Here is a 22,113-nt window from a genome sequence, read left to right on the forward strand (position 1 = left end):
GTTAGATGCTTAAAAAAACCACAAGTGACAATGTGTGAGATTTGATAGCCGCAATTTACCATAATTTTGCGGCGATACTCCAGATATATCCTGTCGAATACCAATATAGCTATAAAAGTGGATATTTTCCACCACTGTTTCTATCGAATCGGGGAGCAGGCGGGATTAATCGGGCCGGTTTTATCATTCACACAGGGGGCGCGGCTGGACACCATCGCGGACCACTTGCCGGATTAAATTCGCCAGGCGGCAGGTGGCCGGGCCGGCTAATTCCGGATTGGCCACCACCAGCGATAACGATAATTTGCGGCGCTGGCCGACGCGTAATGGCAGCGGTTTAAGCAGACCCTGTTCCAGCTGCTTGCGGATTTTATGTTCGGCCAGCCAGCCGAAGCCGATGCCATTGCAAATCATCTCCAGCCGGGTATGCGGACTGGTGACGGTCCAGCGCCGATTAGCGCTCAGCCAGCCGTGATCGCGCGGATTCAAGGTACCGGAATCGCGCACCACGATGTGCAGATTGCGTTCGAGGTCGTCCAGCTCCAGCTCGCGGCCGAGCGCGTGCAGCGGGTGACAGGGATGGGCCACGGCGACGAATTCGATGTCCATCAGCGCGTCGCCGAGAAAGCCGGGCGGAATGCGGCTGACGATGGCGATGTCCACGCGCTGGTGCAACAGCGCGTCTTCCGAGCCGGACAGCACGGTTTCTTCCAGATTGACGCGGGTATGCTGCGCCCACGGCTCGAAGTTGCGCAGCACCTGCACCAGCAACTCGACCGGGAACAGGCTGTCGACCGCGACGCTGACCTGCGGCTCCCAGCCTTCCGCCAGGCTGCCGGCCAGTTGCTCGAGCTGGAAGGCATCGCCCAGCAGTTCGCGCGCGCGGCCCAGCAGGGCGGCGCCGTTTTTGGTCAGACGGGCGCGGCGGCCGTCGATCTCCAGCAATTCCACGCCCAGCTGCTCCTGCAGCTTGGCCACCATGTAGCTGACCGAGGATTGGCTGCGGTGCAGCGCTTCGGCCGCCTGCGCATAGCCGCCGCAATCAACGATGGCCTGCAGCACCTGCCACTGCTCGAGCGTACTCTTCGGTATCTTCATGGCGCCTCCTCATCCGGGGTCAGTTCTGCCAATGGTACACGGGCTCTACCGTAAGCGGATGCTTACGGTAGAGCCCGTGTACCATTGGCAGAACTGACCCCGGATTTCAGAAGCGGGTTTCGACCGTGACGCGCAGCTGGGTTTCGCCGCTGGCCACGGTGGTGCGGTTCAGGCTGCCGTTGCCGTCGCTGTACAGGCTTTCCGTCGTGTAGTCCTGGCCCAGCAGGTTGGAGACGGCCACCCGCAGGTTGTTTTGATGGTCGAGCTTCCACAGCGCATAGACGTCGAGGTCGCGCCGCACCGAGGTGTAGCCGCCCTGGGTGCCGCTCAGCCGCGCCAGGCCGCCGTTGCGGAAGCTGAAGTTGCTGCCGGTGCTGAGCTGGCCGTCGGGCGTCTTGTAGTCGACGCCCAGCGTGGCGCTCAGCGGCACTTGCTGGTCGAGCCGGTTGTCCGGGCCAGGCACGACCTCGACACGCGACCAGTTGCGGCTGACGCTGGCGCGCAGGTCGAGCTTGGGCGCGTTGTCCATCAGCACGCTGGCGGGGAACTTGGCTTCCAGTTCGATGCCGCGCGTTTCGGCGCGGCCGTCGTTGATGGCGCTGGCGATCCAGCGCTGGTCTTCATAAAACAGGCCCTGGTGCGTGTAGTTGTCGATCTTGCGCAGCGAGGCGCTGGCGCTCAGCAGTCCGCCGTCGCCCCAGTAATGCTCGAACGAGGCGTCCAGGCCCAGCGCGGTCTCCGGCTTCAGGTCGGGATTGCCGCGGCGGTCGGGCTCGGTCGGGCTGTTGTTGGTCGAGGTGAACTTGCGCGGAATCAGGCTGGCGGTCGAGGGCGCCTTGTAGGTGCGCGTCAGCGCCAGCCGCAGCTGGTCCTTTTTGTTGGGCAGCTTGAACAGGGTCTGCATCAGCGGGCTGAAGACGCTGGAGCGATTGTCGACGGCGTCGATGCTGCCGCCGTCGGCGTGGGTGTCCAGTCCTTCCCAGCGCAGGCCGGTGTAGACCGACCACAGCGGGGTGATGTTCCACTCATCCTGGCCGTACAACGCCAGCCGCGTGACCTTGGCCGAGAAGCCTTCGTCGCTGTTGATCGGCGACGCGCCCGGCAAATCGGCGTCGCGCTGCAGGCGGGTATCGTCGCGCTGGGTGTAACCGGCATCCCAGCCCAGCGACAGCGCGTGTTCGGTGGCTTCGGTGCCGTCCAGCGGTTTGCTGAAGGTGTACGGCGTGGAGTACTTGCCCTGAGTGCTGAAGCCCTGTTCGCTGCTGTCCGAGGTGACGGTGCGCACCAGCGTGGCCGGCAGGCCGCTGTTGCCGCCGACCTGCAGCGAATCGGCGCTGTTGCGGGCATCGCTGACGGCCGCCTTCAAGTCCAGCTTGGCGCCCTCTTCCAGCTTGTGCACCCAGTTCAGGTCGGTGCGGGCGAAGCCGTTGTGGTTGCTGTAGGTGCTGTCGATACGGTCGTAGTCCGGCCCCGCGCCGAAGGCCACCTCGGTGCGGCTGTGGCTGTTGCTGGCGAACTTGTTCAGGTTGACGAAGGTCTGCGAGGTCAGCGTGTCGCCGTTGGCCAGGCTCCAGTTGATGCGCGGCGACAGGTTGAAGCCGTCGCCTCGGCCCTGGTCGCGCCAGGTCGAGGCGCGCGACACATTGGGGATGCCGTCGGCGTCATCGCCCGTTTCCCAGCTCGGCGTGCTGCGGTTGTACATGAAGCGCCAGACGTTGGCGCCCAGCGAGTACGACATGGCGCCATTCTTGTCCGACATCTGCAGGCTGGCGCTGGGCGAGCTGCCGCGATTGCCGCGCGATTCGCTGATCTTCAGTTCGTGCTGCGCCGGTTTCAGCGATTTTTTCAGCACGATGTTGATGGTGCCGGCGATCGACTGGGTGCTGTATTCGGCGCTGGCGGCGCGCAGCACTTCGATCCGTTCGATCACGTCCGGCGCCAGGTTTTCGATCGAGAAGCCGGCTGGCGCGCGTTCGCCGTTGATCAGGATCTGGGTGTAGCCGGCACCCAGGCCGCGCATGCGGATTTCGCCGCCGCTGCGGCCGGCCGCGCCGCCGATGGTGATGCCGGGCAGGCGTTTGAGCACGTCGGTGACGGCGGTGTCGCCGTATTTCTGGATTTCCTCGCTGCTGACCACGGTCTTGCTGGCGGTATCGTCGCGGCGCGCGTCGTATTTGGCGGCGGAGCCCTTGATTTCCACTTTCATCATCTCCGCCTCTTGCGGCGGCGGCCGGGACGGGGCCTCATCCGCGTGGGCGGCGACGGTCAGGGAGAATACGGCGGCGGCGATCGGCGTCAGGCGGGCGGGCATCATACTGCAAGTCGGAGCGTGGATAAGGATGCAGTTATTATGCCTCGGTTAGCCGGAAATGTTCCTTAAACAACAACAGGACGCGGCTGTTTAGCGAAATTTCATAAACACCCATCATGAAAAAGATAATGCTTTTGTGGACAACGTTATAAAATGCGCGATCATTAATTTGTAGGATTTGCTATCGTGTCCCGTCTCGCCGTATTGCCGCAATATCTGCTTCCCAAGGGAGCGCTGACCAATTTCGCCGGCGTGGTGGCCGGCTGGCAAGGCGGTTCGCGCACGACCGGGCTGATACGCTGGTTTGTCGGCAAATATGACGTCAACATGAGCGAGGCCGCCAATCCGGACATCGCCAGCTACAAGACCTTCAATGAATTTTTCACCCGCGCGCTGCGGCCGGACGCGCGGCCGCTGGCGCCGGCCGAATACATCTGCCCGGTGGACGGCCGCATCAGCCAGTTCGGCGATATCGAGGACGACCAGATCTTCCAGGCCAAGGGCCACAAGTTCAGCACCACCGCGCTGGTCGGCGGCGATGCGCAGCTGGCGGCGCAGTTCCGCCACGGCAGCTTCGCCAATCTGTACCTGAGCCCGCGCGATTACCACCGTATCCACATGCCGATCGACGGCAAGCTGACGCGCATGATTTATGTGCCGGGCGAGCTGTTCTCGGTGAATCCCACCACCGCGCGCGGCATTCCCGGCCTGTTCGCGCGCAACGAGCGCGTGGTGTGCGTGTTCGACACCGCCCACGGCCCGTTCGTGATGACGCTGGTGGGCGCCACCATCGTCGGCAGCATGGCCACGGTCTGGCATGGCACGGTCAATCCGCCGCGCCTGCCGCAGGTCACCGAGTGGAAGTATGACGACCAGAACATCGTGCTGAAAAAAGGCGAGGAGCTGGGCCGCTTCCTGCTCGGCTCGACGGTGGTGATGCTGTTCCAGAAAGACGTGTTGAAGTTCAATCCGGCCTGGCAGCCAGCCGCGCCGGTCCGTCTCGGCGAGGAAATGGCGCAGCGCAAGTGATCACACGCCCTGCGGCACCTCGGTCCGCAGCGCCTGCTCCAGCATGTCGATGAAAACCCGGGTCTTGGCCGGCATCAGCCGCCGTCCGGGAAACACCGCCCAGCCCGCCACTTGCGGGAAATCCCATTCCGGCAGCACCCGCACCAGCTGCCCCGTCTGCAGATAGGGCCGCGCCACCGCCTCGGTCGAAGCGCCGATGCCGACGCCGGTGGAGGCCATGCGCACCAGCAGTTCCGGCGAATTGGCCAGCAGCCGCACCGGCAATTCGCGTTCCCATTCGGTTTTACCGCGCGACATTTTCCAGCGTATCAGCCCGTTCAACCGTGGCGGCAGACTCAGCAGGTCGTGCTTGAACAGATCGTCGGGATGCTCGGGCAGGCCGCGCAAGTTGGTGTACAGCGGCGACGCGTACAGCGCCCACGCGCTGAAGGTGATGCGCCGCGCCGCCAGCGTGGCGTCGTCCGGCAGCGCGCCCATGCGGATGGCGACGTCATAGCCTTCCGCCACCAGGTCGACCCGGCGCGGCGACAGGTCCAGCTCCAGCGAGATGGCCGGATAGCGGTGCAGGAAGTCGGCCAGGATGCCGCTCATCGAGATGTTGGCGAAATCGGCCGGCATCGACACCCGCAGCAAGCCGTTGGGCGCGCCCTGCCGGTGCTGGGCCAGCGCGCCGGCCGCCTCGGTCTCGTCGGCCACCTTGCGCGCGTGTTCGAGCAGGCTGGTGCCGAACTCGGTCAGCACCAGCTTGCGCGTGGTGCGCTGGAGCAGGCGTTCGCCCAGCTTGCCCTCCAACAGCGTGATCCGGCGCGACACCGTGGATTTGGGCAGTTGCACGCGCTCGGCAGCCAGGCTGAAGCTGCCGCATTCGACGATGCGGGCAAACAGCAGCAGATCGCCAGGGTCGATTTCCATTATTGTTCCATGAGTGGATTAATGTTATCCATTTTAACGACTTCCGGCGCGAATTTGAAACGATTAAAGTGTCTCCATCGAGCAGCACTTAACCAAATACGAAGGAGCGACACCATGAACATCCTGCAAATCAATTCCAGCGCCCGTAGCAACGGTTCCGAATCGACCCGCCTGGCTGATGCCGTGGTCGCCAAACTGAGCGCGGCCAATCCCGGCGCCGCCGTCACCCGCCGCGATCTGGCTGCCAATCCGCATCCGGTACTGGACGAAGCCGCGCTGCAGGCGCTGTTCACCCCGGCCGACCAGCGCACCATCGAACAAGCCGCCCGCGTGGCGCTGGACGATGCCCTGATCGCCCAGGTGCAGGCGGCCGACGTGATCGTGATCGGCGCACCGACCTACAACTTCGGCATCACCACCCAGCTGAAAACCTGGTTCGATGCGATCGCCCGCGCCGGCGTCACCTTCAAATACGGCCCGACCGGCCCGATCGGCCTGCTGACCGGTAAAAAGGTCTACGTCACGCTGTCGCGCGGCGGCCTGCACCGCGATGCGCCGACCGACACCCAGCTGGCGCACATCAAGATGTTCCTGAGCTTTGTCGGCCTGACCGATGTGCAGTACGTGTTTGCCGAGGGCATGGGCATGGGTCCGGAAGCGGTGGCCAAGGCACAAGCCAGCGCCGAAGCAGAGATCAGCGCCATTCTGGTATAAACGATTTATTAAATTTATTGAATACAGGGGCGGCTTCCGCCCCTCACTGGAGAACGTCATGACAACCGTAGCAAACGATCGGGTACAGCAATCGCGCAGCGTGGAACGCATCATCACCGGCCAGGCCGTGATGGATGGCGCGGGCGTCAAGATCAATCGCGTGTTGACCCAGACCCTGCAGCGCCGCCTGGACCCGTTCCTGATGCTGGATAATTTCGGCAGCGACCAGGCCAACGATTACATCGCCGGCTTCCCCAGCCACCCGCACCGCGGCTTCGAAACCGTGACCTACATGCTGGAAGGCCGCATGCGCCACAAGGACAGTGCCGGCAACGAAGGCTTGCTGACCAACGGCGGCGTGCAGTGGATGACGGCCGGCCGCGGCGTGATCCACTCCGAGATGCCGGAGCAGGAACAGGGCGTGATGGAAGGCTTCCAGCTGTGGCTCAACCTGCCGGCCAAGGACAAGATGTGCAAGCCGTGGTACCGCGACTTCAACGGCGCCGACGTGCCGGCCTTCAGCACCGAACAGGGCGCGCAGGTGAAAGTCATCGCCGGCAGCAGCCATGGCGTGAATGGCGCCGTGCAGCGTCCGGTGACGGAGCCGATCTACATCGACGTCCAGTTGCCGGCCGGCGCCAGCTTCAGCCAGCAACTGCCGGCAGGCCATAACGCCTTCATCTTCACCTATCGCGGTTCGGTGGACGTCGACGGCAAGGCCGTGGCGGCGGGCCGCATGGCGATCCTGGCCAACACCGAGGGCGCCGACGGCGTCGTGATCGCCGCGACCGAGGCGAGCCGCTTCATCCTGATCGCCGGTCAGCCGTTGAACGAGCCGATCGCACAATATGGCCCGTTCGTGATGAACACCCAGGCCGAGATTTACGCCGCCGTGGACGACTTCCGCGCCGGCACACTGGGTGAGGAAGCCCAGGCATAAAGTCACAACAGCCGGCAGACGAGATCCCCCTCGCCTGCGGCTGCCAAACACCCTCCCTATTCAGGCCGGCCCCGTTCCGGCCTTTTTTTGGCATCACCTATCGGCGATGCCGCGCTGCTCGCGTACCGCCCTCAATGCGCGCCAGAGGCGTTGCAAGGCCCTTTGCCTTTCGCCGCGACGTTCACGCTGATCGCGTTCCGCCACCAGGCCGCGCACCTGGCGTCGCAAACGTTGGTTATCGAGCGACTGGCCGACCAACACGAGGATCAGCAGCGCAAGCGTTATATACTCACTCCACCAATGCCACAAAACCCAGGCGCCGCACGAGCAAAGCAGGCCCGCTGCCAGCAGCATCAATCGATCCTTCATCACCGGCTCCAGGTCTGCCGGTAGTGATTTTTGGCTCTTACATCGCGCCTATATATGCCAGGCCAGCGTATCAATACGCCTGCTAGCCAATGCATATGCAACCCGTTCCGACGCGCGTCCGAGAGTACGTCAGCAATCGAAGTTCCGCCTGCGAGCGATCGACCACTCGCAACGGCAATGCTGCCTACAACTGCGCCAGCATAATAAGAAGCACGCAGCGCACCGACATAAATCAGCATCTCCAGGCCGGTTCCCGCCCCGATAAGTTCTGCGACTGTGACCTTTGAACCATGCTGCTTGATCGCGCTGAGGATGGTGGCAGCAGTCTGGATGGCCGTGCCTTGCGAGCTGAAGAGCGTCTCTGGGCAGTCCAGTCCCATGCTTTCCATATTTTCTTTGAAATATCGGTAAAGATCCGAAGCCATATACTCTCCCACAAGTTTGGAGAGCTCAGAGCATATAGAGCACCCAGCCCATCTGAGTTGAGAAAACTCAGCCTACGTGCAGTGTCGAGTCGAGCTACAATGCGCAGATGATGGAAATTCTACTTAAATGGCTGCGCCGGCTTAGCCATGTCCTTGGCTTCGAGACGGCGGACGCGTTCCCGCCCGGGCACCCGTACGAGCGCACGCGCTGGAACGGTGCGTATTTTGATATCGCCTCCGACGTCAAGCCAGAGCAGATCGAGAGCCGTCTGTGCGAGGCGATCAGCAATACGCCGCTGGTGTTCGGCTATATCGAGAACCCGACCCCGCGCATGCAGCGCGCCCTGCTGGCAGTGCTCGAGGAACGCATGCGCATCAACCGCGGCCGCGCCAGCGAGTTGGCCGCTTTGCTGGTCAGCGCCTACGACAGCCCGCACATCACTGAAATCATCCCCGGCCTGCGCAACGTTGTCGCGTCCACCCGCCATGACGACATGGGCGACCGCGCGCGCAGCGTGATGGCCTTTCTCAGTTCTACGCAGTCGCCGTTTGACGTGATCGAGATGAACTAGCCGCATCGGCGCAGTTCGACGGCACATAGCGGTCGCGCAGTTTCATGAACGGCGTTTCGACCAGCGCATACAGCAGCCAGCCGGCCACCAGGCTGGCCGCACTCATGATGGCCATGGCCTGCCAGCTTTCCGCTGCCCAGCCCTGCCCCGCCAGCGGCGCCCGCAGCAGGATGCACAGCTGCTTGTGCGTCAGGTAAATCGCATAGGACCAGACCGCGATGCTGGCCGCGCCCGGCACGCGCCAGCGCTGCAGCAGCGATGCGGGACTCAGGGCCGCCAGCAACAGCAGGCTGTAGCTCAGGCCCAGCAGCGGATAGCCGTACACCGTCATGGCGTAGCCGTAATGATCGTCCAGCAGCAGACGCCAGCTCAGCGCCAGCAGCGCGCTCCCGGCCGCCAGCGTCACATGGCCGTGCGCCGTTGCCCGCGCCCACAGGCCGGCATGATAATTCTTCAGCAGCGCCAGCGCCACACCGAAGATCAGCTCATCGAAGCGGCACCAGGACGCGTAATAAATCAGGGTGTAATAATGTCCGCCGCCCAGCTGCTCCGGCGTCATGCCAGACCACAGATGGCTGCGCAGCGCCATCCCGGCTGCCACTGTCCCGGCCGCCGCCAGCCAGGCCCACAACAGCGGCTTGCGCACGGCGGCGATCAGCAGCGCCAGCGCCGGCAGCAGGAAATAGAACTGTTCTTCGACGCACAGCGACCACGCATGGGAAAACGCGGTGCCCGGCTTGAGATGGATATTTTGCGTGAAGGTCAAAAACTTCCACAGCGGCGGCAGTTCGGCCGCGCCGCGCCAGATCGGCCAGCAGGCATACAGCGCCAGCACCAGGTAGAAGTTCGGCAGTGTGCGCAACAGCCGCCGCGCATAAAACCGCGCCAGCGAAAAGCGCGCCGTCCCCGCCTGCCGCTGGCGGATGCCGGCCAGGATCTGGTTGCCGATCAGGTAGCCGCTGAGGGCAAAAAACAGGTCGACGCCGGCCCAGCCGATCTCGCTCAGCCAGCCGAACGCCGGGCTACCGCTGACAAAGATCATGTAGTGGTTGGCGAACACCAGTACGATGGCCAGCGCGCGCAGCGTGTCCAGGCCGGCATTGCGGCTGCTTGTCAAATAATTCATTGCCGCATATTAACCCGCGCGGCTCGAAACCTCCATGGTCAACACGCCGCCAGCCAGGGTCAACACCACCGCGCCGTCGGCAGGCAGCGCGATATTCCGCCCCTGGCAGGAGTAGTAGTCGCCTCCGTCCAGCTGGATGCGGTCGATCGCCGCGCTGATGGCGTTGCTGATCGTGTAGGCGCTCAGCACCAGATCCTCGGCGGTCACGAATTTGAGCGTCAGGTCGTGGCCGGTATTGTTCAGGAAGACCGTCTTCGACGGCTTGACCGTGTGCCGCGACGGCGTCGCACTCAAGCAGATCTTCATCGTCACAGCACCCGGAACAAACCGGCCGGCCGGTCCACGCTGTTGCAGGCCATCTCGACACTGATGCGCTGGCCATCGTCGACGCGCAGGCTGGCCGGATACAGCTGCAGCAGGCTGTAGGCGCCGTAATCCTGCGCTCCGCCCGACGCCAGCCAGCTGACCGTCGCCAGCCCGCCCTCGACAATGGCCGCGCAGCAGGCCGACGAACCGTAGATGCCCACCTGGTACTGCCGCTCCTCCGGCAAGGCGGCACGGAACGCCTGGTTGACACCCTCGAAATAACGCGTGATCGGCCCCTCGATCTCATCCGCGCCCGGCAGCAGGTTCACCGCAAAATAGATCGCCGAGCCGGACGGCTGCGCAATCACTGACTGTGCCATCAGATACGCCGCCGCGCCATCGGCGCAACCTTGCGCGCGGTTGAAATAGCCGGGCCGCGCTTCGCCGGCATCCCACAGCGCGCCAATCTGGATGCCGGCGTCGGTCAGCGCCCGCGCCTCGGCCAGCGACAGGCTGCGCCCCGACTGGTGACTGTAATGGCGGATCGCGAAATCGATGCCCTGTTGCTTTATTGCAATCGCATACTGCGTCAGTTCGAACGGGGCTTTCACACCGGTCAGCACATTCATGTCATCTCCATCAATTTGTAAAACTTGCACGTAGTGATTGTTTAATTATTTCTTTTAGGATAGTGTTCATATTTATGTAGAAACGACTTTAAGCAATGAAACAGAATCCGGCCTTCCGGAAACCTTCCGGCAGCGCCAAGTCGTTGATTTCTCAGGAAACAGCTAAAGATAGTCGTGAGCCAGAAAAGTTTTCGCTTTGGTCAGTGGCGGGTCGATCCAGCCACCAACACGCTCAGTTGCGGGGTGCTGAACCGCCAGCTGGAGCCGCGTGCCATGGACGTGCTGCTGTATCTGTGCCGCCATCCGCACGTGGTGGTGTCGGCCGACACCCTGCTGGACGCCTGCTGGGGCGACCTTTCTCCCAGCGACAACGCGGTGCATAAAATCATCACCCAGCTGCGCCGCGCGCTGGACGATTCCGCCACCGAACCGAAGTACATCGAAACCATCCGCAAGCGCGGCTACCGCCTGCTGGCCGAGCTCAGCTACGACGACGAAGTCAGCCAAGGCAGCTGGACCCACGCCTCGCCGTTCCGCGGGCTGGAAGCGTTCGAGGAACAGCACGCCGCCATCTTCTTCGGCCGGAAACTGAGTGTCGATCAACTGGTGCAAGTGGCTGTCGCTCAGGCCATGGCAGCGTGCGCCATGGTGCTGGTGCTGGGACCGTCCGGCGCCGGCAAGACCTCGCTGGTGCAGGCCGGCCTGATTCCGGCGCTGAAGGCCGGCGCCGCGCCGGCCGAGTCCGGGCTGGCGATCAATAGCCACGTCCAGCTCGATTGTGCCGACATGGGTCAATCCGGGCTGCTGGAAACCCTGGCCAGCGTGCTGCTCGACGCCGAGCCGGGCGGCCGGCTGTTGTTCGACAACACCAGCGCCGCCGCCCTGGCCCAGCGCCTGGCGCACGATCTGCCGACGCTGATCGAGCAGCTGCAGCGCCAGCTGCCGGCGGTCCAGCTGCTGCTGTTCATCGACCGGCTCGAAGCCATCTTCCGCCTGCCGCACGTCAGCGATGCCGAGCGCGCCCAATTTATCACCGTGCTCGACCAGCTGGCGCGCTCCGGCTGCATGCTGCTGGTGCTGGCCTGCCGCAACGATTTTTATCCGCAGCTGAGCGCGCATCCGGCGCTGATGACGCTCAAGCTGACCGGCGGCCACTACGATCTGGCACCGCCCGGCAACGCCGACATCGGCCAGATCGTGCGTCACCCGGCGCAGGCCGCGCAGTTGCGCTACACCATCGACGACCGGGGCGAAGGACTGGACGAGCTGCTGTGCAGCGCCGCCCGCGCCGGCGCCGACAGCCTGCCGCTGCTGCAATACTGTCTGCAGGAACTGTACCGCCAGCGCAGCGCCGATGGCGAACTGACGCATGCCGCCTTCCACGCCATGGGCGGCCTCGAGGGCGCGATTGGCGCGCGTGCCGAACAAGTGATCTCGGCGCAGGGCAAGGCCGAAATCGCCGCCCTGCCCCACGTGCTGTCGCAACTGGTGCTGGTGGCCGAGGACGATACCACCGTCAGCTCGCGGCGGGTGCCGTGGTCGGTGCTGCGCGACGCGGCCGCACGCCAACTGGTGCAGGCGCTGGTGGACGCCCATTTGTTCGTCAGCGACCTGCAGGGTGGTACGCCGGCGTTCGGCATCGCCCACGAAGCGCTGCTGCGACGCTGGCCGCGCGTGGTCGAATGGATCGAGGAACACCGCCAGGCGCTGCAGATCCGCAGCCGCATCAGCGCGCAGGCGCGGCGCTGGCAGGACAGCGGCCGCAAGCGCGACATGCTGCTGCCCTCCGGCACGCAAACCAATCAGGCGCGGCAGTTGCTGACCAACCCGGCGGTCAGCTTCAGCACGCAGGAACAACAATTCATCCAGAGCTCGCTGCACAGCGAGCGCCGCAGCGAGCGCATGCGGATCGCGGTCATGGCCGCGGTCACCTGCCTGGCCCTGCTGGCCGGCTGCCTGGGCCTGGCCGCCCGTTCGGCCCAGAGCCGGGCCGAGGCCCACCGCGCCGACGCCGAGGGCTTGATGACCTACATGCTGGGGGAATTCGCGGACAAGCTGCGGCCGCTGGGCAAGCTGGACCTGTTGGACAGCGTCAGCACGCGTGCGTTGACCTACCTGGCGAATCCGGCGCACGGCGATCATGACTTGAGCACGCTGGAGCAGCGCGCAAAATCGCTGCAGCTGATTGCCGAAGTCCGCATCTCCCGGGGTGATCCGATTGGCGCCAACACGGCCTTGCAGGCAGCGCGCGAGCTGATCAGAACAAGGCTGGCCATGCTGCCGAACGACCCGGCGCTACTGAAAAGCGCGGGCGAGAATGCATTCTGGCTGGGACAAATCCACCTCGACCAAAAAGACTGGGATCAGGCGCAGCAGCATTTCGAAGCCTACCGGGCGTATGCCGATCGTTTGGTCGCCGCCGCACCGGCGACATCTGAAGGATGGATGGAGCAATCATACGCGCACAACAGCCTGGGCACGCTGGCGCTACGTCGCGGCAACGTCCGGCGCGCCGCGGAAGAATTTACCTTATCGGTGGACTTGAAAACCCGGGCCAATGGCACCGCTCCGGGCGACAAGCAGCAGGCCGCCGACTTGGCCGACAGCTTATCGTGGCTGGCCACCGCACAAATGCAGCTCGGCAAACTGGAACTCGCGCAGTCGCTGTATGCGCGCCAGCTATCGCTGCTGCAAAACCTGCATGCCGCTTATCCGGATGACATGGTGTGGGTCAAGGAATTGTCCGCCGCATGGTCGTATCAGTCGGATTTGAAACAGGCACGCGGCGACCTCGCGGCCAGCCATGCGGATGTGCGACAGGCATACCAGTTGCTGCGACAAGGCGTGGAAAAAGATCCCAGCAACCGCAACTGGCAACGCCTGATGCACATCGCCGCCTTGCGCATGCTGGAAACGGAAGCCGCGGATCAGCCGGTGGCGGCACGCCTGCGGCGCCTGGATCAGTTGCATGACAGCTTCGCGGAACTGAGCAAACTCGAGCCTAAAAAGAAAAGCTTGCAGGTGGCAATGGCGGTGGTGGAGCAACGCCAGGCAGCAATCCTGATGCAAAGCCGGCAGCAGCCGGCGGCAAGCCAACTGCTGGCACCGTCGCTGGACAGACTGAAGTCATTGCAGGCATCAACCCCCGGCGACCAAAGCGTGCGCATCGCACTGATCGATGCGCTGCTACTCGACGCGGATCTGGACGCAAGCGCCGTCCCGCCCGCGCCGCAGTGCGAACTGGCGCGCGCCATCTTGCAGCCGATGATCGCCGACAGCGCCGATTTTCGCCTGCTCGCGCCTTGGGTCAAGGTGCACAGCTGTCTTAACCAGCCAGAACAAGCCGCCGCGGCGAAAAAAATGCTTGAGGCGATGTCGTATCAGGATCCCGCCTATCTGCATTACCTTTCCACCCACCCACTGAAGAAAGCCACACTATGACCACCGCCGTATCCATCACGCCTTTCATCAATGTCCTCGTCTGGGTCAAACGCAAAGTCAACGAGCCAGGCTATGACGTCCGCTGCGAACCGGAGGCGCCCAAGGTCGTCCAGCAAGATACCGTGATCAACTACCAGATCGTCGATACCTACGGCCAGGACATCGTGTTCAGCGGCCTCGACGTCAGCCCGCCCGACGTCAATCAGATCAGCCCGCCGTCGATCAGCTACAGCGGTAAATTGCTGACGGTGAATGACGCCAACACGTACGATGGCTGGTTGAGCCTGTATCTGGAATTTACCGACCGTACCGAGGGCGTGCGATTCAAACACGACCCGCAAGTGCGCAACGAACCGGAAATCTGAAGTTCACGGTGACGCCGCCGGCGCCGGCGGCGTTCAGGTGCACCAAACGGATGAGCTCTCCATGCTAACTGACCAATTGCAATTCCGGTCGCACCAATACAGCGGCCAACATCGCGGCACACGCCTGATCGTCACCGGCGCCGTGCATGGCAATGAAACCTGCGGCACCCGGGCGATCCAGCGGGTGATGCGGGAGCTCGACAGCGGCGCGCTGCTGGTGCGGCGCGGCGCCGTCACTTTTGTGCCGGTCACCAATCCGCTGGCCTATGCCAAAGGCGAACGTGCCGGCGAGCGCAACCTGAACCGCAATCTGTTCCCCAACACCGATCCGCAGGACTTCGAAGACCGCGTCGCCAACTGGCTGTGCCCGTTGCTGGCGCAGCACGACGTGCTGCTCGATCTGCATTCGTTCAACGCCCACAGCGAGCCGTTCGTGATGGTCGGCCCGCGCGACAATGACGGGCCGCTGGAGCCGTTCCGGCACGAACAGCAGGAACGCGCACTGGCGCGCCGGCTCGGCGTGCGCCGTTTTGTCGACGGCTGGCTGCGCACCTACGGCGCCGGCGTGCAGCGGCGCCTGAGCGGCAGCGCCGCGCTGCAGACGGTGCTGCGCTACGGCGTCGGCACCACCGAGTACATGCGCAGCACCGGCGGCTACGCGCTGACGCTGGAATGCGGCCAGCACGACGATCCGCAAGCGCCGGAAGTGGCTTACCGCGCCATCCGCAACACCCTGGCTTTCCTCGGCCTGATCGACGCGCCGGCGCCGGAGCCGATCGCGCCGGCAGAAATGGAGGCCTTGAGCCTGGTCGCCGTCTACGACAAGCACGACGCCGCCGATGCCTTCAGCCGCGACTGGTCCAGCTTCGACCCGGTGCGGCAAGGCGAGCAAATCGGCCGCCGCGCCGACGGCACGCCGGTGCTGGCCGAATTCGACGGCCGCATCCTGTTCCCCGACAGCGCCGCCGGCGCCCACAGCGAGTGGTATTACCTGACCCGCGCCAACCCGGCGTTTTGAGCGGAATTGGTGCGCGGCCTCTAGGCGCGCCGGCCCGCGCGGGGCCATAATGCTGCTTCCATTTCAAGAACAAGAGGAGCGCCCATGCTGTTAGCCGCCCAGATCGTCACCGCCCTGGTGGCGCTGATCCACGTCTACATCGTCCTGCTGGAAACCGCGCTGTTCGACACGCGCGGCCGCCGCGTGTTCGGCCTCAGCAGGGAGAAAGCCGACATCGTGCGGTCCGCCATGTCGAACCAGGGCTGTTACAACGGCTTCCTGGTGGCGGCGCTGGCGGTCGGCCTGGCGCATCCCGACGCTGCCATCGCCTCCGCCTTCACGGTGTTCGGCCTGGCCTGCGTGGCGGTGGCCGGCGTCTGGGGCGGCGTCACCGTCAAGCGTTCGATTCTGCTGATCCAGACGCTGCCCGCCGTCATCGGTCTGGCGCTCCATTTCGCCGCGTGACCATGCAAACCAAATTCAATATGGCGCTGCTGGCCTGCGCCGCCGTGGCGTTGATTTACACCGGCTATCGAGAGATGACCGCCCACCCGCAGCCGCGCGCCGTCAGCGACGCCTCCTGCGCGCCCGAGGCCATCAAGGGCATCGCCAACATCACCGAGCGCGCGATACACGTCTCGAAATGCGCGCAGCGCGCCAAATGATCACTGACGCAGGCTGGGCAGCGTAAGCGCCGGCGGCGCGGCGGTGCTTTCGGCGGCCGGCTTGGCGCCGGTGCCGCGCAGCGCCAGCAGCCAGCCGATGCCGTCGAACCAGAACGGCGAACCGAGCGAGGCGGCAAAGGCGGTGGCGATCCAGCCCATCAGCGCAAACGCCAGCGCCGCCAGCCAGGCGCCGGCCTGGCTCAAGCCGGCAAAGCGCGACGACGGCCAGCCGATCGGCAGCTCGCGCAGCTGCGTGGCCTGCCCGGCAGCGGCGCGGGCCTGCGCGGTCGCATCGGCAGGCGCTTCGGTCGTCGGCGCCGTCATGGTTCCGGCCTTGGCCACCATCTGCGTGGTCAGCGCCGCGTCGTCCCACAGCCGCTGCGACAGTTGCAGCGCATCGATGTTCATCGCCACCGCGTAAAACAGCCCGATCAGGAACAGCACGAACTGCGAGCGCCGCTTGTACCAGCCGCTGATGCGGTCCATCACCGTGTCGTACCAGATGCGCACCGCCGCCTCCAGCGCCGCGGCGTCGTCCGGCCCCTGCCCCATGATCGCCAGCAGCGTGCGGCGCAGGCCGTCGTTGCCGAGCTTGGACAGCAGCAGGCTGGCCGCTTCGCCCTTGCCGTATTTGTCCACCAGCGTGGCGACGAACGCGCGCGCGAAAATCGCCGACGGGATGTAGGAAGGCATGCGTCCGCGCTGCGCCAGCCCGGTGATCAGCGGATGCCGCAACACCTCGGCCGTCAACGACTGCGCGCCCAGCTTGTCGAGGCCGAAACCGTCGTCGCGCCGCAGCAGCCGCAGCAGCGACGGCACGATGCCGCGCACGCGCGGCTGGCCGGCCGGCTCGTGCAGCAGGGTCAGTACGCCGTCCAGCAAGACCTTGGCGCGCGTCTGGAACAACGAGGCGATCGCTTCGCGCGTGGCGCTGCACAGCAGGCTCACCGCCAGAAAGGTGTAGGACAGGCCGACCGCCACGTCCACGTAATGACTCTGCATGCTTCCCTCGTTAGATTTCCAGCAACGTTCACATAACATAAAGGATTTTGGCGCGCCGAGCACGCTTTTTATTTATATCGTAGAATCCCGATATTGAAATCGGAAAAAAACGATATATCTAACGGCCATGGACATCGACGCCATCCACAAAGCCCTCGCCAACCCGACGCGGCGCCAGATCCTGGCGTGGCTGAAGGAACCGGAGCAGCATTTCGCCGACCAGCATCATCCGCTGAGCCTGGGTGTGTGCGCCGGCATGATAGACCGCTACGCGGGGCTGTCGCAATCGACCATGTCGGCCCACCTGGCGGTGCTGGTCAAGGCCGGGCTGGTCAAGTCGCAGCGCGTCGGCCAGTGGAATTATTTCAAACGCGATGAAGAAGTCATCCAGGCTTTCATCGATCAAATGCAACTATAGGGAGCATCCGCATGCCAACTCTGTTCGACCCGATCACCATTGGTGACCTCACCCTCAAAAACCGCGTCGTCATGGCGCCGCTGACCCGTTCGCGCGCCAGCGCCGGCCGCGTGCCGAACGCGCTGATGGCCAAATACTACGAGCAGCGCGCCAGCGCCGGCCTGATCCTGAGCGAAGCCACCGCCGTCACGCCGCAGGGCGTCGGTTACGCCGACACGCCGGGCCTGTGGTCCGACGAGCAGGTCGAAGGCTGGAAACAGGTCACCGCCGCCGTGCACGCCAAGGGTGGCGTGATCTTCGCCCAGCTGTGGCACGTGGGCCGCATTTCCGATCCGAGCTTCCTGGACGGCCAGCCGCCGGTGTCGGCCAGCGCGATCGCCGCCAAGGGCCACGTCAGCCTGCTGCGTCCCGAGCGTCCATATCCGGTGCCGCGCGCGCTGGATACGGCGGAAATTCCGGGCATCGTCGCCGCCTACCAGAAAGCTGCCGAGAACGCCAAGAAAGCCGGCTTTGACGGCGTGGAAATCCACGGCGCCAACGGCTACTTGCTCGACCAGTTCCTGCAGGACAAGACCAACCAGCGCAATGACCAGTACGGCGGCTCGATCGAAAACCGCGCGCGCCTGATGCTGGAAGTGACCGATGCCTGCATCGCCGTGTGGGGCGCCAACCGCGTCGGCATGCACCTGGCGCCGCGCCGCGACTCGCACGACATGGGCGATTCCGATCCGGCCGCGACCTTCGGCTACGTGGCGCGCGAGCTGGGCAAGCGCAAGATCGCCTTCATCGCCGCGCGCGAGGCGCTCGGTGCAGACAGCCTGGGCCCGCTGCTGAAGAAGGAATTCGGCGGCGTCTACATCGCCAACGAGAAGATGACCAAGGTGGTGGCGCAGCAGGTGCTGGACAGCGGCAATGCCGACGCGATCGCCTTCGGCAAGGATTACATCGCCAATCCGGACCTGGTGCAGCGCCTGCAAAGCAATGCGCCGCTGAACGCCTGGCGCACCGAGTCCTTCTACGCCGGCGGCGAGGAAGGCTACACCGACTACCCGGCACTGGCATAACCGGATGACCCAAGGGAGCTGCGGCTCCCTTTTTTTTATCGCGGCTGGGTGTACGTCACCGGCACGAACACATAGCCGCCCTTGCCGTTGCTGCGCACATGGCCCAGCGCCGGGAACGACAGGTGGGGCGCGCCGATCAGATAGCCTTCCTTGGCCGCCGCCGCGAACGCTTCCTTGCGCTCGGCGATCGCGACCTTGCTGTCGCTGTCGAAGGAAATACCGACGCCCGGATCGTCAAACTGCACCGCCTGCACGTGCAGCAGATCGCCCAACAGCACCAGCTTCTGGCCCTTGCTCTCCACCACATAGGTGATGTGGCCCGGCGTGTGACCGCCATTCAAATACGAGCGGATGCCCGGCACCAGCTCGGTGTTCGCCACGATAGGCTGGAATTTGCCCGCCTTCACGTACGGATTGATCGACACCATTGGCCCCTGGAAATTATCCTTGGCCTCGCCCGACGCCTTGTCCAGGTTGGCCGGATTCAGATAGTAATCGGCATCCAGCTTGCCGGCGCGCACGATGGCGTTGGGGAATACGCGCTGCTCATTCTGCGCCAGGCCGCCCACGTGGTCGCCGTGCATGTGGCTGATGTAAATCTCGTCCACCTGCTCCGGCTTGTAGCCGGCCGCCTTCAGATTGCCCACCAGCTGCCCCAGCGTCGGGCCGAACAGGCTGGCCGCGCCGGTATCGATCAGCACCAGCTTGCTGCCGGTATTGATCAGAAAGCCGTTGACCGAGGTCTGCAGCGGCGTTTTCTGGAATGCCTTGTCCAGCGCCGCCAGGGTCTTGGCCGGCGGCTGTTTCAGCAGCTTGTCGACCGGCAGGTCCAGGGTGCCGTCGTTGAGCACCGTGATTTCGAAATCGCCCAGCGTGGTACGGTAAAAACCCGGCGCCTGGAAGCGCGCCATGGGCGCACCGGCCTGCGCCGGCAGCGCGGCCGCCAACAATACGGAGGCAGCGGCCAGCGCGGTCAGTTTGGTCTTCGTCATGACTTCCCTTATTCTGAGAATTATCGGAAGCGCTACGATACCTGAAAATCAGAAAGTCAGCGGCAAGCGTAGCGACAGCTGGACGTCGGGGGTGTCGCGCGTCAGTCCGGCGCCAACCGCGACGTTGACCGTGCGCTGCGGCGTGATGCGGTAGGAAAACCCCACCAGCAGCGTGCCCAGCTGGGTGCGCACCGAGCCGGCCACCGGCACGCCGTTCTGTTTGGTGCGGGCGATGGAGCTGTGGTCGTAACCGAAACTGATCAGCGCGCGGTCGTTGAGCGCCAGGCCGACGCCGAAATTGAAGCCGATCACGCCCCCCGGCTCGACCGTGCCCAGCGGCTCCAGCGCGCCGCCCAGCACGCGCCGGTTGACGTTGTCGCGCCTGAAGTTGTGCAGATAGCTGATGCTGGCAAACAAGATGGCCGGATCGCTGGCCTGCAGCCAGGTCAGGCTGGGCTGCAGCGCATAGAAGCCCGAACCGGTCGGCAGATCCAGCGGTAGCCCGGTGCCGGTGGCGTTCGGGCCGACGCAACGCGTGCTGCAATCGGTGATCACCTCGAACGGATCGGTGCCGGTGCGCGACTTGAAGCGCAGCCCGGCCACGTAATACGGCCGGTCGGCGCCGCCCTGGTTGAGCTGGTAGCGCAGCGCCAGTTCGGCGTCGCCGGCGCCGCGGCCGCTGGTGTCGAACACGCGGTCGACGCCGCTGCCGGTGAACGCCTCGCGGCTGACGGTGGCATCGGAGCGGTAGACATACGGCACCTTGAGTTCGATCTCGGCGCGGTTGCTCAGGCCATAGCGGCCGGTGAGCGCGGCGGTGGTGGTGTTGCGCTTGACCTCGCGCACGTCCACCAGGCCGATCAGCAGCGCCGGGATGATGGTGTAGCCGACCAACACCACGCGGTTGCTCGACGAGTAGCCGAACTGCAGCGACGGTTCCAGCACGAAACGGCCACGCGGCGTCAGCACGCCCGGCTGTTCGAACAGCGGCGCCACCGCCGGCGGGCGGTTGTCCTGCGGCGGCGCCACGCCCACCTGCTCCGGCGCGGCCACGGCGGCGCCACTGGCCAGCACGGCGGCGGCCAGCCACTGCGTTGTGTTCTGCATGATCTCCCCTTATTTGCCCACGGCGCCGCTGAGCGCCTCGCGCAGGCTGCTTTCAAAGTTGACGGCCTTGAGCAGGGACAGGTTGGCCACGGTGGTATCGATCGTGGTCTGGCTGCGGATGGCCTGATCGTTCAGGCTGTTCTGCACCAGCACGGCCGACAGGGCATCGCTTGCCATCTGCGCCTGCGCTGCGCTCAACTGTGTCATATCGGGGATGGAAAAATGGGTACTGGCTACAACAGTGCCATTGATCGAAACCAAACGTTCTACACCTAGCGACACCAGCAGGCCGTCGCCGAGGTCGAAACCGGCGCGCGCCTGGTCGAGCCGGGCATCATCGACGGCGGCCCAGCCGTCGGTGGGGTCGGCCCGGGCCAGGCTGGCGCAGGCCAGCAGTACAGTCAACAGAAGTTTATGCATGATGTCAGAAATTGCCGCTGCCGTTCTTGGGTAAGGTAATGTCGGTCAGGCTGGCGCGGTTGATCGCCTCACTCAGCGCCGCACGCGGCGCCAGCCGCCAGTCGGCCGGCACGTTGAACGCCGGCCGGCCCGGCCAGTTGTGGATCACGAACAGCAGCCGGTCCGGCCAGGCCGCCTCGAACGCCGCGCGCCGCATCGCGCGCGTGCCGCTGGCCGGGTCGCCGATCAGCACCCGGTCCGCATCGAGCCCCTTGATCACGACAAAATGCATATAGCCGTTGTCGCTCAGGCGCACGATGGCGGGGAACGCCGCCTCGGCCAGCTTGTCGAGCGGCTGGTAATAGCCGTCCGCGACAAACCCCTGGCGCGCCAGATAGCGCTTCATGTCCAGCAGCGAAAAGCCTTCGCGCCGTATCTTCGGCTGGTCGCCCTGGGCGTACATGTCGGCGAACACCTGCTGTTCCGACACCGGACGATCATAGTGGTAGCTGAGCAGCGTGGCCAGCGCCGCCGAGCCGCAGCTGTAGTCGTACTGCTGGTGCACGGTGGACAGGAAGCGCGCTTCCTTCAGGCTGGTCACCGGCAGCGTGTAACTGCCGCCGGCCAGCACCGGCAGCTCGGCCGCCAGCAACATCAGGGCGATGGGGTTCATTGCATCTGGATGTTGATGATGGTGGCGTTCTGGATCAGCACGTTCGAGCCGGAATTCTGGATCGCCACCGGCAGTCCCGAGGCGTTGCTGAAGGCGCCGCTGCTGATGCTGTTGGCGCCGCTGACCACATAGGCGCTGGTATTGCCGCCCACCGTGCCGTCCAGCTGCATGGCGTTGTTGACACCGGTGTCGCTGCCGGCGTGCATCTGCGCCAGCTGCCGCTCATCGACCGGCGCGCTGTCGAAGGGATCGGCCGCCGCCGCGCCGGCGATGGCCAGAGTCAGCAGCAGCAAGTTGGTTGCGATCGTGCGCATGGATATCCTCCGAAAAAAGCGGGATGCCAGGCATCCCGCGGGCTGCTTAGCGGCCCAGGGCCAGATTCGACTGCACGTTGACGCTCTGCTGCACCAGCGAGGCGATGCCGCTGTTCTGCGACGCCACCATGATGCCGGCCGCGGACTGGCCGACGCTGGTCATGCTGTTGGACATATTGAAGGTGCCCGCATCGACCGACACCGCGCCCGCCGCGCCGCCGGTCCCGCCCGCGCCGGCGCCGCCG

At 64.7% G+C, this 22,113-nt stretch carries 25 protein-coding genes and 1 pseudogene; 11 read left to right on the plus strand and 15 right to left on the minus strand.

Annotation, left to right across the window (positions count from 1 at the left end; genetic code table 11):
• Positions 1-183 precede the first annotated feature (183 nt).
• Together E4L98_RS28235 and E4L98_RS28240 are read right to left on the minus strand one after the other, a co-directional pair.
• Complete coding sequence (locus E4L98_RS28235; protein ID WP_135204865.1) at positions 184-1,098, minus strand: LysR family transcriptional regulator; 915 nt, start codon at positions 1,096-1,098, stop codon at positions 184-186.
• A gap of 106 nt (positions 1,099-1,204) precedes the next feature.
• The gene (locus E4L98_RS28240) at positions 1,205-3,412 is read right to left on the minus strand and encodes a TonB-dependent receptor plug domain-containing protein (RefSeq protein ID WP_229257615.1); all 2,208 of its coding nucleotides are present in this window, start codon (positions 3,410-3,412) and stop codon (positions 1,205-1,207) included.
• Positions 3,413-3,592: 180 nt separating this feature from the next.
• On the opposite strand from E4L98_RS28240, the gene asd reads away from it, so the two are divergent.
• A complete protein-coding gene (asd, locus tag E4L98_RS28245; protein ID WP_135204866.1) occupies positions 3,593-4,438 on the plus strand; it encodes an archaetidylserine decarboxylase in 846 nt (281 codons plus the stop codon).
• On the opposite strand, the gene E4L98_RS28250 is transcribed toward asd, so the two are convergent.
• Positions 4,439-5,350, minus strand: a complete 912-nt coding sequence (locus E4L98_RS28250) for a LysR family transcriptional regulator (protein WP_135204867.1) — start codon at positions 5,348-5,350, stop codon at positions 4,439-4,441.
• Positions 5,351-5,464: 114 nt separating this feature from the next.
• Between E4L98_RS28250 and E4L98_RS28255 the strand changes: the two genes are divergently transcribed.
• Positions 5,465-6,064 (plus strand): FMN-dependent NADH-azoreductase, encoded by a 600-nt coding sequence (locus E4L98_RS28255; RefSeq protein ID WP_135204868.1) that lies wholly within the window; start codon positions 5,465-5,467, stop codon positions 6,062-6,064.
• A gap of 58 nt (positions 6,065-6,122) precedes the next feature.
• Positions 6,123-7,004: a pirin family protein gene (locus E4L98_RS28260; protein WP_135204869.1), complete on the plus strand. Its 882-nt coding sequence runs from the start codon at positions 6,123-6,125 to the stop codon at positions 7,002-7,004.
• Between the two features lie 93 nt (positions 7,005-7,097).
• Here the strand turns inward: E4L98_RS28260 and E4L98_RS28265 are convergent, their stop codons facing one another.
• Positions 7,098-7,373 (minus strand): hypothetical protein, encoded by a 276-nt coding sequence (locus E4L98_RS28265; RefSeq protein WP_135204870.1) that lies wholly within the window; start codon positions 7,371-7,373, stop codon positions 7,098-7,100.
• A complete protein-coding gene (locus tag E4L98_RS28270) occupies positions 7,373-7,798 on the minus strand; it encodes a hypothetical protein (RefSeq protein WP_135204871.1) in 426 nt (141 codons plus the stop codon). Before E4L98_RS28270 ends, E4L98_RS28265 begins: the two co-directional genes overlap by 1 nt.
• Before the next feature lie 107 nt (positions 7,799-7,905).
• Between E4L98_RS28270 and E4L98_RS28275 the strand changes: the two genes are divergently transcribed.
• Entirely contained in the window at positions 7,906-8,370 is a 465-nt protein-coding gene (locus E4L98_RS28275; protein WP_135204872.1) for a hypothetical protein, read from the plus strand.
• On the opposite strand, the gene E4L98_RS28280 is transcribed toward E4L98_RS28275, so the two are convergent.
• The 3 genes from E4L98_RS28280 to E4L98_RS28290 are packed head-to-tail and all read right to left on the minus strand — an operon-like array spanning position 8,333 to position 10,431.
• On the minus strand, positions 8,333-9,496 hold the full coding sequence (locus tag E4L98_RS28280; RefSeq protein ID WP_135204873.1) for an acyltransferase family protein: 1,164 nt from the start codon (positions 9,494-9,496) through the stop codon (positions 8,333-8,335). The two genes, E4L98_RS28275 and E4L98_RS28280, sit on opposite strands and share 38 nt — an antisense overlap.
• 9 nt (positions 9,497-9,505) lie before the next feature.
• The gene (locus E4L98_RS28285; RefSeq protein WP_135204874.1) at positions 9,506-9,802 is read right to left on the minus strand and encodes a hypothetical protein; all 297 of its coding nucleotides are present in this window, start codon (positions 9,800-9,802) and stop codon (positions 9,506-9,508) included.
• A 2-nt stretch (positions 9,803-9,804) separates the two neighbouring features.
• Positions 9,805-10,431, minus strand: a complete 627-nt coding sequence (locus E4L98_RS28290) for a glycoside hydrolase domain-containing protein (RefSeq protein ID WP_135204875.1) — start codon at positions 10,429-10,431, stop codon at positions 9,805-9,807.
• Between the two features lie 174 nt (positions 10,432-10,605).
• Between E4L98_RS28290 and E4L98_RS28295 the strand changes: the two genes are divergently transcribed.
• The 5 genes from E4L98_RS28295 (at position 10,606) to E4L98_RS28315 (ending at position 15,899) form a co-directional block, all read left to right on the plus strand.
• Complete coding sequence (locus tag E4L98_RS28295; RefSeq protein ID WP_135204876.1) at positions 10,606-13,872, plus strand: nSTAND1 domain-containing NTPase; 3,267 nt, start codon at positions 10,606-10,608, stop codon at positions 13,870-13,872.
• Positions 13,869-14,237, plus strand: a complete 369-nt coding sequence (locus tag E4L98_RS28300) for a DP-EP family protein (RefSeq protein WP_135204877.1) — start codon at positions 13,869-13,871, stop codon at positions 14,235-14,237. Before E4L98_RS28295 ends, E4L98_RS28300 begins: the two co-directional genes overlap by 4 nt.
• 61 nt (positions 14,238-14,298) lie before the next feature.
• Complete coding sequence (locus tag E4L98_RS28305) at positions 14,299-15,255, plus strand: M14 family metallopeptidase (protein ID WP_135204878.1); 957 nt, start codon at positions 14,299-14,301, stop codon at positions 15,253-15,255.
• Between the two features lie 84 nt (positions 15,256-15,339).
• The gene (locus tag E4L98_RS28310; protein WP_135204879.1) at positions 15,340-15,699 is read left to right on the plus strand and encodes a DUF1304 domain-containing protein; all 360 of its coding nucleotides are present in this window, start codon (positions 15,340-15,342) and stop codon (positions 15,697-15,699) included.
• Between the two features lie 2 nt (positions 15,700-15,701).
• The gene (locus tag E4L98_RS28315) at positions 15,702-15,899 is read left to right on the plus strand and encodes a hypothetical protein (protein ID WP_135204880.1); all 198 of its coding nucleotides are present in this window, start codon (positions 15,702-15,704) and stop codon (positions 15,897-15,899) included.
• On the opposite strand, the gene E4L98_RS28320 is transcribed toward E4L98_RS28315, so the two are convergent.
• Positions 15,900-16,901: a hypothetical protein gene (locus E4L98_RS28320; RefSeq protein ID WP_135204881.1), complete on the minus strand. Its 1,002-nt coding sequence runs from the start codon at positions 16,899-16,901 to the stop codon at positions 15,900-15,902.
• A gap of 127 nt (positions 16,902-17,028) precedes the next feature.
• On the opposite strand from E4L98_RS28320, the gene E4L98_RS28325 reads away from it, so the two are divergent.
• Both E4L98_RS28325 and E4L98_RS28330 read left to right on the plus strand, forming a co-directional pair.
• Positions 17,029-17,319, plus strand: a complete 291-nt coding sequence (locus tag E4L98_RS28325; protein WP_135204882.1) for an ArsR/SmtB family transcription factor — start codon at positions 17,029-17,031, stop codon at positions 17,317-17,319.
• Positions 17,320-17,330: 11 nt separating this feature from the next.
• Positions 17,331-18,383 (plus strand): alkene reductase, encoded by a 1,053-nt coding sequence (locus tag E4L98_RS28330; protein ID WP_135204883.1) that lies wholly within the window; start codon positions 17,331-17,333, stop codon positions 18,381-18,383.
• 35 nt (positions 18,384-18,418) lie between these two features.
• On the opposite strand, the gene E4L98_RS28335 is transcribed toward E4L98_RS28330, so the two are convergent.
• The 6 genes and pseudogenes from E4L98_RS28335 to E4L98_RS28360 all read right to left on the minus strand — a co-directional run.
• Positions 18,419-19,375, minus strand: a complete 957-nt coding sequence (locus E4L98_RS28335; RefSeq protein ID WP_135204884.1) for an MBL fold metallo-hydrolase — start codon at positions 19,373-19,375, stop codon at positions 18,419-18,421.
• Positions 19,376-19,423: 48 nt separating this feature from the next.
• Positions 19,424-20,482: an acetate kinase gene (locus E4L98_RS28340; protein WP_167761477.1), complete on the minus strand. Its 1,059-nt coding sequence runs from the start codon at positions 20,480-20,482 to the stop codon at positions 19,424-19,426.
• Positions 20,483-20,491: 9 nt separating this feature from the next.
• Entirely contained in the window at positions 20,492-20,902 is a 411-nt protein-coding gene (locus E4L98_RS28345) for a hypothetical protein (RefSeq protein ID WP_135204885.1), read from the minus strand.
• 4 nt (positions 20,903-20,906) lie between these two features.
• Positions 20,907-21,554, minus strand: a complete 648-nt coding sequence (locus E4L98_RS28350) for a C39 family peptidase (RefSeq protein ID WP_135204886.1) — start codon at positions 21,552-21,554, stop codon at positions 20,907-20,909.
• Positions 21,551-21,868 carry a hypothetical protein gene (locus tag E4L98_RS28355; RefSeq protein WP_205746858.1) on the minus strand — a complete coding sequence of 106 codons (318 nt, stop codon included), beginning with the start codon at positions 21,866-21,868 and terminating at the stop codon, positions 21,551-21,553. Before E4L98_RS28355 ends, E4L98_RS28350 begins: the two co-directional genes overlap by 4 nt.
• A gap of 46 nt (positions 21,869-21,914) precedes the next feature.
• A pseudogene (locus E4L98_RS28360) lies at positions 21,915-22,113 on the minus strand (hypothetical protein); the annotation flags it as partial.

The organism is Duganella callida (assembly GCF_004614165.1).
Lineage (GTDB): Bacteria > Pseudomonadota > Gammaproteobacteria > Burkholderiales > Burkholderiaceae_D > Rugamonas > Rugamonas callida.

What these genes read in the sequence shown, in the direction of transcription:
- E4L98_RS28235 (WP_135204865.1), bottom strand. Translation starts at nt 1,098, where the DNA reads ATGAAGATACCGAAGAGTACGCTCGAGCAGTGGCAGGTGCTGCAGGCC.
- E4L98_RS28240 (WP_229257615.1), bottom strand. Translation starts at nt 3,412, where the DNA reads ATGATGCCCGCCCGCCTGACGCCGATCGCCGCCGCCGTATTCTCCCTG.
- E4L98_RS28250 (WP_135204867.1), bottom strand. Translation starts at nt 5,350, where the DNA reads ATGGAAATCGACCCTGGCGATCTGCTGCTGTTTGCCCGCATCGTCGAA.
- E4L98_RS28255 (WP_135204868.1), top strand. Translation starts at nt 5,465, where the DNA reads ATGAACATCCTGCAAATCAATTCCAGCGCCCGTAGCAACGGTTCCGAA.
- E4L98_RS28260 (WP_135204869.1), top strand. Translation starts at nt 6,123, where the DNA reads ATGACAACCGTAGCAAACGATCGGGTACAGCAATCGCGCAGCGTGGAA.
- E4L98_RS28265 (WP_135204870.1), bottom strand. Translation starts at nt 7,373, where the DNA reads ATGAAGGATCGATTGATGCTGCTGGCAGCGGGCCTGCTTTGCTCGTGC.
- E4L98_RS28270 (WP_135204871.1), bottom strand. Translation starts at nt 7,798, where the DNA reads ATGGCTTCGGATCTTTACCGATATTTCAAAGAAAATATGGAAAGCATG.
- E4L98_RS28275 (WP_135204872.1), top strand. Translation starts at nt 7,906, where the DNA reads ATGATGGAAATTCTACTTAAATGGCTGCGCCGGCTTAGCCATGTCCTT.
- E4L98_RS28280 (WP_135204873.1), bottom strand. Translation starts at nt 9,496, where the DNA reads ATGAATTATTTGACAAGCAGCCGCAATGCCGGCCTGGACACGCTGCGC.
- E4L98_RS28285 (WP_135204874.1), bottom strand. Translation starts at nt 9,802, where the DNA reads ATGAAGATCTGCTTGAGTGCGACGCCGTCGCGGCACACGGTCAAGCCG.
- E4L98_RS28290 (WP_135204875.1), bottom strand. Translation starts at nt 10,431, where the DNA reads ATGAATGTGCTGACCGGTGTGAAAGCCCCGTTCGAACTGACGCAGTAT.
- E4L98_RS28300 (WP_135204877.1), top strand. Translation starts at nt 13,869, where the DNA reads ATGACCACCGCCGTATCCATCACGCCTTTCATCAATGTCCTCGTCTGG.
- E4L98_RS28305 (WP_135204878.1), top strand. Translation starts at nt 14,299, where the DNA reads ATGCTAACTGACCAATTGCAATTCCGGTCGCACCAATACAGCGGCCAA.
- E4L98_RS28310 (WP_135204879.1), top strand. Translation starts at nt 15,340, where the DNA reads ATGCTGTTAGCCGCCCAGATCGTCACCGCCCTGGTGGCGCTGATCCAC.
- E4L98_RS28315 (WP_135204880.1), top strand. Translation starts at nt 15,702, where the DNA reads ATGCAAACCAAATTCAATATGGCGCTGCTGGCCTGCGCCGCCGTGGCG.
- E4L98_RS28320 (WP_135204881.1), bottom strand. Translation starts at nt 16,901, where the DNA reads ATGCAGAGTCATTACGTGGACGTGGCGGTCGGCCTGTCCTACACCTTT.
- E4L98_RS28325 (WP_135204882.1), top strand. Translation starts at nt 17,029, where the DNA reads ATGGACATCGACGCCATCCACAAAGCCCTCGCCAACCCGACGCGGCGC.
- E4L98_RS28330 (WP_135204883.1), top strand. Translation starts at nt 17,331, where the DNA reads ATGCCAACTCTGTTCGACCCGATCACCATTGGTGACCTCACCCTCAAA.
- E4L98_RS28335 (WP_135204884.1), bottom strand. Translation starts at nt 19,375, where the DNA reads ATGACGAAGACCAAACTGACCGCGCTGGCCGCTGCCTCCGTATTGTTG.
- E4L98_RS28340 (WP_167761477.1), bottom strand. Translation starts at nt 20,482, where the DNA reads ATGCAGAACACAACGCAGTGGCTGGCCGCCGCCGTGCTGGCCAGTGGC.
- E4L98_RS28345 (WP_135204885.1), bottom strand. Translation starts at nt 20,902, where the DNA reads ATGCATAAACTTCTGTTGACTGTACTGCTGGCCTGCGCCAGCCTGGCC.
- E4L98_RS28350 (WP_135204886.1), bottom strand. Translation starts at nt 21,554, where the DNA reads ATGAACCCCATCGCCCTGATGTTGCTGGCGGCCGAGCTGCCGGTGCTG.
- E4L98_RS28355 (WP_205746858.1), bottom strand. Translation starts at nt 21,868, where the DNA reads ATGCGCACGATCGCAACCAACTTGCTGCTGCTGACTCTGGCCATCGCC.